The sequence below is a fragment of the Bacillus sp. J14TS2 genome (assembly GCF_018333015.1).
Lineage (GTDB): Bacteria > Bacillota > Bacilli > Bacillales > Bacillaceae_C > Lederbergia.
In genome coordinates this window covers 141280-153668 of record NZ_BORE01000005.1, presented here as the reverse complement: position 1 = coordinate 153668, position 12389 = coordinate 141280, and the positions used below count along the sequence as shown (strand labels likewise).

The window sequence follows — 12389 nt, the reverse complement described above, 5'->3', positions numbered from 1 at the left end:
ATTTGTAGCAAAAACAGGAATTACCAATGAGGGGTTGTCAATCTTCTCTCCGTTTTAAGGAAAGGAGATTGACAAGGATATTTTAACGAGAAGCGAGGCTTCAAAATAGAATCACCATCCCAAGCATTAGGCTTAAATCAACTTAATGCTCGGGGGATAGACGAGTATCACCAATTCTAGATCCATTCACTTGAAACTGATCCCACTTTTTAAAAACTGCTCGCTTACCTTGTGCGATTTTAGGGTGAAATTGAATAAGAGCATTCTCTCTCGTTTCGTTAGTCTTTTTTATAGAATTCTCAAGTTCCTTTTCCACATTTATACCAGATTTATGAACGATCGATAATCCCGCAGTTGTACCTTGAGCAATTGCCACTTTTGCGCCCTCAATACCCGTAATATTACCAGCTACAAATAGACCTTCCATTGTTGTCTCCATTTTTTCATTATGCAGGGGAACATGGCCACCTAGTTCCTCTATATAATAAAATGGACATCCGGCAAGCGCTGCGAGTTCGGCTAGGGGATAAAGCCCCCCAGCAATACAAACAAAGTCAACTTCAATCTTCTTTTCGCTGTTAGGGATTACTTTACCTTTCCGATCGATACTGGCAATCGTTACCCCCTCCACTGAATTTTCTCCATAAATATCAATTACAGCTTTTTTCAACTGGAATGGAATTCCTGCTATTTTAATCCCTTTTTTTGGATAAAGCGCAAGGACCATTTTTCTGAAAAAGTCCTTTCTTAAAAAAAGTCCTGATCGTTGAATGAATTTATTTGGGGCTAAATGAGCTAAACTGGCAAGAGAATCGAGAGTACTAATCGGGTTAGCAAATTTTTCTGTTACTTTAGTTCGCGTTGGTAATGTAAGGGCAGATAATTCCACGCCAGCTAATTTCAGCTCGGTTGCTATAGCCACAGAAAGAACATTAATTCCTATGATAATCCCTTTCTTTCCAGGCTTTACTCGATGAACATTTGTCATGACTTGTGCTGCACCAATGGACATAACTCCCGGTAAAGTCCATCCCCGTATAGGGAGGGGAGCTTCCGCTGCGCCAGTAGCAAGAAGTAAAAAGGGAGTTTTGAAAATGTTTTGCTCTGTATAAACAGTCCATTGCATTCCGTCTTTTTCGATATTATAAATAGATGTATTTAATTGAATATTTACACCGAGGTGGGTGGCTTCTTCTGCTAATTTCTTTGATTCTTCTATTCCATTCCACCAAACCCCATTCGGCTCTTGATATAATTGACCTAAAAGGCGACCGCCGGCAAACATAAATTCATCAAGAATAAGCACCTTTAAACCATATTTTGCACATATAATCCCAGCAGACAAACCTGCAGGTCCAGCCCCTATAATAATGACCTCACTCATGGCTTATACCCCCATTCTTGAGAGGAGTAGGGAACTTCATTATACTTTCAACAATCATACCTTCTTTGACTAGGGTTAAACAGGCTCTTACGCCTGTTTTTCCATCGACTGTTAATCTGCATTCATAGCAATGTCCAATATTGCAATAGATTCCTCGCGGAGCCCCACTTTCTTCATGTTCACGCAAACGACGGATCCCATTAGCTAATAATGCTGCTGCGAGTGTTTCTCCCTTTCTTGCAGTGAATACTTGATTATCGAAACGGAAAGATATTTCTAGTTGCCCATCAATCTTATCTAATACAGGATGGTCAAGTATTCTGTTTGTCATTATTTACACCTCCTAATTCTCCAAAACTTACCGGTCTTATTGGAGGTTGGTATTTTAATGTAATCTCGTCTTGCCTCGGATTCATTGAATGGGCAATTTCATCAATTAATGTTCGGCAGACTCTTCCTCCACAATATCCCATCCCTGCTCTAGTCCGTAATTTTAACTCTCTAGGAGAACAATGAAAGGCAGCCATCGTTTCTGAGAGTTTTTGATAAGAAACTTCCTCACATCTACAGATAATGAATGAATTATTTTCCAAAATTGAACACCCCAATTGATGAAGATTTATATTTTCAGTATGTAATTATGCAAGTTTCGGGCCAAATGGATAAAAAGGCTGGGGCATAACTAAAAAGCTAACCTTTCAAAGAATATAGATAAAACCGAACTTATACCCTGCTCCGGAAATATATTTCGCTTTCCGCGAACGACTGGTGAGTTTCCTCGTGCTCTCGCACTTCACCCGCAGGAGACTACAGATATTTCCTCCGCCAAGGCAATGAATGAAAATACTTTTCTCTCGGCCTCTCATGATAATTATTCGTGTATGCCCAATTTATTCATACGATTATAAAGGGTAGCGCGAGATATATGTAGATTTTGAGCACATAATAGTTTGTTTCCCTTTGTTTTCTCCAACTCATTAATAATAATTTCTTTTTCGTAACGTTGTAATCTCTGGCTTAGAGCTAGGTGTTCATTTACTTTATTTTTTTCTGCTTCATCGTAAAATGGTAAGTCTGCAATATTTAGTTCTCCGTTTTCTGAAAAAACAACAAGTCTTTCGATGACATTCCGCAATTCTCGAATATTTCCGGGCCATCGATATTGCAGTAGTGCTTGCATGACCTCTTGTGAGATCCCATGGACAGGCCGATGATATTTGACAGAGAATTCATATAGAAAGTAATGGGTTAGCTCAATCACATCTTCGATTCGTTTTCTTAACGGTGGGATTTCTAAACTGACCACATTTAATCGGTAATATAGGTCTTCTCGAAAGCTTTCTTCGTGGATTCTTTGTAATAAATCTCGATTGGTTGCAGCTATAATTCTAAAATCAACTTCGATTTCTTTTGTACCTCCAACAGGAAAGTAGCGTTTTTCTTGAAGCACCCTCAACAACTTCACTTGCATCTCCATTGGCATTTCGCCAATTTCATCCAAAAATAGAGTACCGTTTTTAGCAAGTTCTATTTTTCCCTTTTTTCCTTTATGATCAGCACCCGAAAAGGCACCTTTTTCGTAACCAAATAATTCACTTTCAAAAAGAGCTGAAGGAATGGCACCACAATTGATGGGGACAAATGGTGCATTTTTTTGTTCTCTTAGATCATGGATCGCTTTTGCGAACAGCTCTTTGCCAACACCACTCTCACCGAGAATTAATATATTAGCTGGTGTTGAGGCCGCTTTACTAGTTTTATTGATTGTCTCTTTCAAAGGGAGACTGTTTCCTTTTATATGTATAAAGGGATTATTCACATTTGAATGGGCTTTCATTTCCTTTTCGAGTTTTATCATTTTTTCGGATATGGTAAATAATTCACGATTCATTCGAACTTGGCTTGTAATATCTGTTTCTGAAACAACGGCACCAATAATCTGTTTATTTAATCGCACAGGGTTTGAATTAATTAAAACAATTAGATTATTTCTTGCATGATGTTGTTTGAAAGTTTCAGAGGTTCCTTGTTCAAGTGTTGTAACAATCTCCAAATCATCCCGATGGAAAAAATCTGTAATGACCTTACCCAGAATTTCCTCCTTTTTAATGGTAAATATTTTTTCTGCTCCTTTTGTCCATACTAATACCTTTTTCTCTTGATCTATTACTGTACAAGATGTATCAATGGTGTCTAATACCGTCTGGAAGTAGACATCTAGTTTTTGATATTTATAGAAAAGCGAAGATAAGAAACTTTGGATACGAATAAAACCGACAATGTCCTTTTTGTGCTGCATAACAATGACTCGTGATTCATCGTGTTGTTTGCTATTTCCAAATAGTTTAATCAATTCCTGTATATCCGTAGACGGGGAAATTGTTCTACATTTTTTGCTGAAAATTGGCAGATTTTTTTGATATTTTATAGTGTATACGCTATTTTGTTTGCGAAGAAATATTTCTGTTTCTGGATTGGATATTGTTTTTTCATACACAAATTGTTCAATGTTCTTGTGTCCTTCTTCTAGAACGATCATATTGGTAGAAATAAAATCCGTCATCTCATTTTGTAATAAAAACATAAGGATCCCCTTTCAGTGTGTAAGTTTATTGACAACCTTTAAAATATTTTGACATGCTGGTGTAAAAAATGCAATTTTTCGAAAAAAAAGTAATTTAAGTATTGGCATAATAATTGCATTTTATTACTTTAAATTATTGGAAGGGGTGAATGCATTATAAGGACGAATCATTGTGATGTTGTTGTCATTGGAGGAGGCATTATTGGGGCAGCTATCGCCTACTATGGGGTGAAAGGGGGACTAGATATCACTATTTTGGAAAAACATGAACTGGCAAGTGGTACCTCTTCCCGATGCGATGGGAATATACTAGCTATTGATAAGGCCCCCGGATTCGACAGTCAGATGTCTTTGAAGAGTCAACAACTTGTTCATGAATTAAGTAAAGAATTAGAAGTACCTTTTGAATACCGTAATCCGGGTAGTATTTTGGTATGTGAAAACGAGTTGGAAATGGAAGCCGCTCATCAATGGGTTCAGAAGCAACAAGCGATAGGTCTAGACTTCCATATGTTAGATCAAGAAGATTTACGGAATGAATCTCGATATTTTGCGGATGACTTACTAGGTGGTCTGGAATGTAAAACAGATTCAACGGTCAATCCATATATGTTGACATATTCAATGTTAGACGGTGCCAAACATTTAGGTGCAAAAATTCGTACAAAAACAGAAGTTAGAAATATCCAAAAGAATGCGGTTAAACAATTTGTTATTGAAACAAGTGATGGAATGTTTACGGCTAATAGAGTAGTAAATGCATGTGGGATTTGGGCGCCCATTATTGGCGAAATGTTGGATGTTACTATTCCAATCAAACCGAGAAAAGGCCAACTTATTGTAGCATCAAGACAACAATCTGTAGGTTTGAGAAAGGTGATGGAGTTTGGTTACCTTATGTCAAAATTTGGTGGAGAAAGAGCAGTCGATCCACTCTTTGAAAAATACGGAATTGCTTTAGTATTTGAACCAACTGAAAGTCAAAACTTTCTTATTGGGAGTAGTCGTGAGTTTTGTGGTTTTGATTTAAAAGTCAATCAAGAAATAACAAAACTGATGGCAAAACGAACATTAAGGTTTTATCCCAAAATAGCGGATATGACAGTGATTAGAACCTATGCAGGATTACGCCCGTGGACAGAAGATCATTTGCCGATTATTTCACCAGTGGAAGAAGTTCCGGGATTTTACATTGCAGCGGGTCATGAAGGGGATGGAATTTCACTTGCCGCGATCACTGGAAAATTAATGGAGGAAATATTAAACGAGAAGGAAACGTCCATGCCGATTCATCCGCTCCGAAATGAACGATTTAAGGAAGGGATGATCTCTACATGAACTTCCAACGCGTTTTTACAACAATTGATACACATACAGGGGGAAATCCGACAAGAACATTAATCAGTGGACTGCCTATTCTTCGAGGTAACACAATGGCTGATAAAATGCTCTATATGAAAAATAATTATGATTGGATTAGAAAATTTTTGATGAATGAACCTCGAGGACATGCTGTGATGTCAGGCGCCATATTAGTTGAACCATGCCATCCTGAGGCTGATATTGGTGTGATTTATATCGAAACCGGTGGTTATCTACCTATGTGTGGTCATGATACAATTGGTTGCTGTACAGCTTTAATTGAGGCTGGTTTGATTGAAGTGATGGAACCCTACACCTTTGTGAAAATAGACACACCGGCCGGTTTGATAGAAGTAAAGATAAAGGTAATAAATGGGATTGCCGAAGAAGTTTCGTTTACAAATGTTCCTTCCTTCTTTTTAAAGTCTATCCAATTATATGTGGATGGAATTGGGGAGGTAGAATGCGATATTGCATACGGGGGAAACTTTTATGGAATTATTGATGCCCACAAAATCAACTTACAATTAACGGTAGAAAATGCATCAAATATTATCGAAAAGGCTATCATGATTCGCAATGCAATCAATGCAACTGAAGAAGTGATCCATCCCGAATTCTCGTTTATTAAAGGTCTAACCCATATCGAGTTTTATACAGATCCTATCCATCCTGATGCTAATGTGAAAAATACTGTCGTTGTTCCACCTGGTGGAATTGACCGTTCTCCTTGTGGGACAGGGACATCAGCAAAGATTGCTACTATGTTTTCCAAAGGAGAAATCCTAATGAATGAACTGTTTATTCATGAGAGTATTGTCGGTTCATTATTTAAGGCAAGAGTGCTTCAGAAGACAAAGGTGAACACTACCCATGCAGTGGTTGCCGAAATAACAGGATCAGCATGGATAATGGGAATGCATCGTTTTTTTTATCAAGATGATGATCCATTAAAAGAAGGTTATTTACTAATCCCCCCAATGCAAAATCATTGTTAGAAGGTGAATAAATGGACGTTGATAGCATGAGTTTTACGATTGATACCCATGTATGTGGTGAGGCTTTCCGAATTATTATCAACTCACCTATAAAGCTAAAGAAAAAAGATCTTATGGGAAATTATCGTCTCCTGAAGGAAGGATATAAAAGAGAACAACAACTTTTATTAAATGAACCTAGAGGACATCGCGGTATGAATGGATGTATCGTCACTACATCCGAAGTGGCTGATTTTGCCCTTCTCTTTTTAGGACATGATGAAGATACATCATTTAAATATAGTGGATTAATAGCGACAGTTACAGCATTATTGGAAACTGGAAATCTTGAAAAAAGTATTATGAATATATATAAGATTGAAACGCTTAATGGTATTTATCAAGTAGAGGCGATCGTTGAAAACCAGTCTGTCGTCTCCGTTTCGATTGAAAGTGAAGAATGTGTGCTTTTAGAAGAAAATGCGGAATTCAGTGTCGTAGCTGTAGATGGGACTCGTCATTATTTAATTTTTCCACTGCCCAGACATATTCCTGCTATCCAACTTGAGCAAATGATCCCCTTACAAACATGGGGAAATGCGATCGCAAGACAGATAGGGGCTGAAAATGTTCAAATGGATGGTGTGATTTTATATGAATCCTTTTCCGGTTTAGCCAATAAGGTCCGTTCCCTGACGTTTGCAAAAGATGGGGGGATTGTCCGTTCTCCAGGAATCGATAGTACATTTGCGATCTTTGCTAAATTGGCGGTGGAAAAACCAATGAATTCGGTTATAAATGAAAGTATATTTTCAAGTACCTTGACTGCACATAAGATAGCTGATACAACCAATCGCTTTTTCGTAAAAACTAGGGCGTTTATTACTGGTACACACGAGTTTATTTATGACCATCGAGATCCATTTAAGGAAGGATTTTTACTAAAATAGTAGTCACTTCTAATGAGTATGAACCATTTTATTGTGAAGGGAATGGAGTAAATGAAGAAACTAGAAGGAGTATTTCCTGTATTAATTACACCGATGGAACAGAACGGTGAAATCAATTGGTCGGGATTAAAAGAGAATATTGAGCATTTTATTCAAAATCAAGTAGCAGGAATTGTCGTGAATGGGAGTACAGGTGAATTTGTGAGTTTGACGAAAGAAGAGCGTTTCCGTGTGGCAGAAATTGCGGCAGAACAGGTAAATGGACGGATTCCCCTGATTGTAGGGACAGCGGCTGAAACAACGAGTGATGCCGTAATATATACGAGGCAAGCAGAGTCTGTCGGGGCAGATGCCGCTTTACTCATTAATTCTTACTATGCCCATCCAAAAGAAAATGAACTCTATGAACATTTTAAAACGATTGCAAGCTCAGTTGTCTTTCCTGTTATGATTTATAATAATCCGTATACCTCGGGGGTCAATATGAGTACTGATTTAATCTTAAAAGTTGGACGTGGAATAGAGAATATTACACATATAAAAGAATCTAGTGGTGATATTCGAAAAGTTCGCGACCTTACAAGACAAGGCAGTTCATATATTCAGACATTTTGTGGAGCAGATGATCTAGCGTTGGAATCTTTTTTAGTGGGGGCGACGGGATGGATCTCAGTTGCGGGGAATATTGCGCCACGACTAGTGACTGATTTATTTGTTATGGTCCAAAAAAAGCAACTAGAAGTTGCTTGGAAGATATATGATTCTCTTTTACCACTTTGCCGCTTTTTAGAGGAATCTGGAAAATATGTACAGATTGTCAAACGAGCAATGGAATTACAAGGACTTGCCGGTGGACCATCTCGGAAACCTAGGCTCCCTCTTTCAACGGAAGAAGATGCAAAGCTTCAAAGTATCTTAGAAAGTCTAGGAGTCTTTGAAAATGAAAAGGAGTGGATATAAGTGATTACCTCAAATATCGAGTTAAAACCTAGGGTAAGAGAATTTTTGTCTGGCGAAATCCCATTATATATAAATGGTGAATTTGTTTCAGCAATCTCTGAAAAAACATTTTCAGTAACCAATCCTGCTACGGAAGAAGTACTTGCTAAAGTGAGTGAGGCAGAAGAAATGGATATTGATCGGGCAGTGCAGGCAGCGCGGCGAGCGTTTGAAGAAGGAGAGTGGCCGCGATTAAGTGCAGCTGAACGGTCTCATCTGATTTATAAATTGGCTGATCTTATCGAGGAAAATAAGATGGAATTAGCCCAGCTGGAAGCATTGGATAATGGAAAACCGTATTATGTGGCTTTGGAAGATGATATCTCCGGGACTATTGAACATTTCCGGTATTATGCGGGTTGGGCAACAAAGGTATTAGGGCAAACAACCCCAATACACCCAGATTATTTACATTATACAACACATGAGCCGATAGGGGTTGTTGGTCAGATCATCCCCTGGAATTTCCCGCTGTTAATGGCATCATGGAAATTAGGAGCAGCGCTTGCAACAGGTTGTACAGTCGTTCTAAAGCCGGCAGAACAAACGCCACTCTCGGTACTTTATGTAGCAAGATTGTTTAAAGAGGCCGGTTTTCCTGATGGGGTGGTCAATTTTGTACCTGGGTTTGGACAAACAGCTGGTGCTGCGATCGTCAGACATCAAAATATCGATAAAATTGCCTTTACAGGCTCAACCGTTGTCGGGAAAGAAATTATGCGTGAGGCCGCTAAAACAGTTAAACATGTAACGCTTGAACTCGGAGGAAAATCACCGAATATCATTTTTGAAGATGCTGATATCGATAAAGCGATTGAAGGCGCCTTTCAAGGAATAATGTATAACCATGGTCAGAATTGTAGTGCTGGATCTCGTGTTTATGTTCATCGAGCACATTATAATAAGGTAGTTGCTGAATTGGCTGCCCGGTCACGGAAGGTGAAATTGGGTGAAGGTTTATCTTCAGAAGCGGAGATGGGGCCATTAGTGTCGGAGGAACAATGTAATCGGGTGTTGAACTATATTCAAAAAGGAATTGAAGAAGGAGCCAGATTAGTAACAGGAGGCAAAAAGGCCTTTGATAAAGGTTATTTTATTACTCCTACGGTGTTTGCTGATGTAGGAGATGATATGACGATTGCGCAAGAGGAAATCTTTGGCCCGGTCGTTACTGTGTTTGCATTTGATACAACTGAAGAAGTGATCAAAAGGGCAAATGATAGTAATTTCGGTTTAGCAGCAGGTGTATGGACATCGGATATTAAGCGTGCTCATTATGTGGCCCATCGCATTAAAGCTGGAACCGTTTGGATCAATGATTATAACCTTGAAAATCCCGCAGCTGCATTTGGTGGCTATAAGCAATCCGGAATCGGAAGAGAAATGGGGAGTTATGCATTGGATAACTATACAGAAGTAAAAAGTATTTGGGTGAATCTACAGTAATAAGGAGAAGGCTTCTACGTAAGTGGAAGCCCTTTCCAATTTTAGAAAAACTCCTTTCGTTTACTCGAAGATGGCAAAGTTAATTCTTCCCTATATTTGGCGACTGTTCGTCTTGAGATGCTGATTTTATTATGTTCATATAAATATTCCGCTATTTTCTGATCTGAAAGAGGTTTACTTTTATTCTCCTTTTCGATAACGGTTTTAATTAAAATTTTCACTCTTGCTGAAGAGGTATGACCACCGTCATCTATTTTTAACTTGGATGTAAATAACTGCTGCATTTCGAACGTCCCTTTCGGTGTTTGAATCACTTTGTTTTTAACTGCCCGACTTACGGAAGATTCATGCATATCAATTGTATGGGCGATCTCCTTTAATGTTAAGGGCTGAAGCATATAAAAGCCATGCTCTAAAAATTCCCTTTGTTTATCAATAAGAACAGTAGTAATTTTCAACAAAGTATTCCGACGTTGTTCGATACTTCTGGTTAGCCATTTATAATGGTTATATTTTTCATGGGAATAGTTAGCGGTTTCATTATTTTGGGACAACATCTCTTTATAGGTTTTGTTCAAACGAATCCCAGGTAGAAAATTATCATTTAAAGAGACGATGTATTCATCATGCTCTTTTGCAATCGTAATATCAGGAACCAAATATTTCGTTGAATCATATTCAATCCCGTTACAAGGCTTCGGATGGAGAGTTCGGATACAATTTGCAACGTCTTTAATGTCATTTAATGTAACACGTAATTTCTGTGCAAGCTCTTGCCATTTTTTATGTGCAAATATTTCAAGATGATCACTTATTATTTTGGCAGCTAATTCTTTTTCAGGATAATAGGCTTGCAATTGTAAAAGTAAACATTCTTTTAAGCTTCTTGAACCTACGCCTATTGGCTCTAAAGCTTGTAATCTTTTAATATTCCTTTCAACAATATGATTTCCAATCGACAGATGAGTGGCTGCTTCAATACTACTGATAGTTAAATATCCATTTTCGTCTAAGCTATGGATTAGAAACTTTAATATAGTGCGATCTCTTGCGGATATATCTAACCATTGGACTTGTTCCAATAGACTTTCCGACAATCTTCCTTTTTCTTCTGCAATTAAATCTAATGGACCTAGCGATTCATTATTTTTTGTATAATTTCTCCTTGGAACCTCATAGGTTTCCCCAATCTGTATCTTTTGTTTCTTTTCTTCCAGTTCAATAAGTGGGTTTTCTAGTGCTTGTTCCTGGATAAATTGTGCTAATTCCATTGTTGAATACTGTAATAAGGCAATCGCTTGTCTCAATTCTGTTGTCATGACCAGATTTGTTGTTTGCTTTTGAAACAAACCTAATTCCAATTTTATTACCTCCTTTCTTGGATCTTTCATAAATAACCAAATCTTTTGATGTTTTTCAATATACTATACAATATTCCACACCCTTTTGCACAATTATTATGCCATCTATTTGTCTTGAAGTTGCAACGGATCGAAGAATTGGAAGAAATCGCTTATATGGAAAGTTTGGCATAAGACTTGCATGTTCTAAAGTGAAGAATATTAAAAATTAATAAGTAAGGGAGGATTTAATTTCAATGCTAGAGAAGATTAGAAAGCAACTCGAAAAGCTTCAGATTGATGGAATGTTTATTAGTAAGCCAGAAAACGTACGCTACCTAACAAATTTTACAGGGACTTCTGGGGTTGTCATCGTTTCTCGAACTAAAGCTATTTTTTTAACAGACTTCCGTTATGACAAACAGGCTCATGAACAAATCACAGGCTATGAAATCATTATTTGCGGTCAGTCAGCTTCTATGATGGATACAATCGTTCAGCTTGTTAAAAGGGAGGAAATGAGGAAACTTGGTTTTGAGTCAAGTTATGTCACTTATGATTTTTATTTACAATTAAAAGAGGAGGTTAATGTTGAACTTTATCCAACGACTAATGTCGTTGAAAGTCTCCGCCTAATCAAGACGGAAAGGGAAGTTGGAAAACTTCGGAAAGCAGCTTCAATTGCTGATTTGGCGTTTGATCATATTCTAGACTTTATTCGTCCAGGTGTTACCGAGATTGATGTTGCCAATGAGCTTGAATTTTACATGCGAAAAAATGGAGCAACTTCCAATTCTTCCATGATTATCGTTGCCTCAGGTTTTCGGTCAGCCCTCCCTCATGGTGTTGCTAGTGAAAAAGTAATTGAAAAAGGGGATATGGTTACACTTGATTTTGGCGCATTATATGAGGGATATCGATCAGATATGACGAGAACGGTTGCTGTTGGAGAACCTGATCCGAAATTAAAAGAAATTTATCAGATTGTTCTAGATGCATTATTACAATGTACGGCAGTAATCGAACATGGAATGCCTGCAAAACAAGCAGATGCAATTGTTCGTGATTTCATTGAACTTCAAGGTTATGGGGAGTATTTTGGTCATGGAGCTGGCCATGGTATTGGGTTAATGATACATGAAGATCCATTTTTATCACCTAAATCGGCTCAAGTTATCCAATCAGGTATGGTCATTACGGTAGAACCGGGTATTTATCTTCCTAATTTAGGTGGCGTCAGAATTGAAGATGATCTATTCATTAAACAAAATGGTAATGAAATATTAACAAAGTCACCACGAGAGCTTATGATCCTTTAAGAAGGATCGAATCCAGTTGTACTTCTAA

The 12389-nt window shown here is 37.9% G+C and carries 11 protein-coding genes; 6 read left to right on the top strand and 5 right to left on the bottom strand.

Annotated elements, in window-relative coordinates; translation table 11 throughout:
* Positions 1 to 142: 142 nt before the first annotated feature.
* The 4 genes from KI375_RS09645 to KI375_RS09630 all read right to left on the bottom strand — a co-directional run bounded on the left by KI375_RS09645 (position 143) and on the right by KI375_RS09630 (position 3968).
* A complete protein-coding gene (locus KI375_RS09645) occupies positions 143 to 1384 on the bottom strand; it encodes an NAD(P)/FAD-dependent oxidoreductase (RefSeq protein WP_212973288.1) in 1242 nt (413 codons plus the stop codon).
* Complete coding sequence (locus KI375_RS09640) at positions 1377 to 1715, bottom strand: (2Fe-2S)-binding protein (RefSeq protein ID WP_212973287.1); 339 nt, start codon at positions 1713 to 1715, stop codon at positions 1377 to 1379. The genes KI375_RS09645 and KI375_RS09640 overlap by 8 nt, the downstream gene beginning before the upstream one ends.
* On the bottom strand, positions 1696 to 1980 hold the full coding sequence (locus tag KI375_RS09635) for a (2Fe-2S)-binding protein (RefSeq protein ID WP_212973417.1): 285 nt from the start codon (positions 1978 to 1980) through the stop codon (positions 1696 to 1698). Before KI375_RS09635 ends, KI375_RS09640 begins: the two co-directional genes overlap by 20 nt.
* 275 nt (positions 1981 to 2255) lie before the next feature.
* The gene (locus tag KI375_RS09630) at positions 2256 to 3968 is read right to left on the bottom strand and encodes a sigma-54 interaction domain-containing protein (RefSeq protein WP_212973286.1); all 1713 of its coding nucleotides are present in this window, start codon (positions 3966 to 3968) and stop codon (positions 2256 to 2258) included.
* 156 nt (positions 3969 to 4124) lie between these two features.
* On the opposite strand from KI375_RS09630, the gene KI375_RS09625 reads away from it, so the two are divergent.
* From KI375_RS09625 to KI375_RS09605, 5 genes are read left to right on the top strand one after another with little or no spacing between them, the layout of a single operon-like run.
* Positions 4125 to 5306 (top strand): NAD(P)/FAD-dependent oxidoreductase, encoded by a 1182-nt coding sequence (locus tag KI375_RS09625; RefSeq protein WP_212973416.1) that lies wholly within the window; start codon positions 4125 to 4127, stop codon positions 5304 to 5306.
* Positions 5303 to 6328 carry a proline racemase family protein gene (locus tag KI375_RS09620; protein WP_212973285.1) on the top strand — a complete coding sequence of 342 codons (1026 nt, stop codon included), beginning with the start codon at positions 5303 to 5305 and terminating at the stop codon, positions 6326 to 6328. The genes KI375_RS09625 and KI375_RS09620 overlap by 4 nt, the downstream gene beginning before the upstream one ends.
* An 11-nt stretch (positions 6329 to 6339) precedes the next feature.
* The gene (locus KI375_RS09615; RefSeq protein ID WP_212973284.1) at positions 6340 to 7257 is read left to right on the top strand and encodes a proline racemase family protein; all 918 of its coding nucleotides are present in this window, start codon (positions 6340 to 6342) and stop codon (positions 7255 to 7257) included.
* A gap of 51 nt (positions 7258 to 7308) precedes the next feature.
* Entirely contained in the window at positions 7309 to 8217 is a 909-nt protein-coding gene (gene dapA, locus KI375_RS09610; RefSeq protein WP_212973283.1) for a 4-hydroxy-tetrahydrodipicolinate synthase, read from the top strand.
* A complete protein-coding gene (locus KI375_RS09605) occupies positions 8218 to 9702 on the top strand; it encodes an aldehyde dehydrogenase family protein (RefSeq protein ID WP_212973282.1) in 1485 nt (494 codons plus the stop codon).
* A 41-nt stretch (positions 9703 to 9743) separates the two neighbouring features.
* Here the strand turns inward: KI375_RS09605 and rpoN are convergent, their stop codons facing one another.
* Entirely contained in the window at positions 9744 to 11063 is a 1320-nt protein-coding gene (rpoN, locus tag KI375_RS09600; RefSeq protein ID WP_212973281.1) for an RNA polymerase factor sigma-54, read from the bottom strand.
* A 230-nt stretch (positions 11064 to 11293) separates the two neighbouring features.
* Here rpoN and KI375_RS09595 point away from each other — a divergent pair, with 230 nt between their 5' ends.
* On the top strand, positions 11294 to 12361 hold the full coding sequence (locus KI375_RS09595) for a M24 family metallopeptidase (protein WP_212973415.1): 1068 nt from the start codon (positions 11294 to 11296) through the stop codon (positions 12359 to 12361).
* The last annotated feature ends 28 nt before the right edge of the window (positions 12362 to 12389 follow it).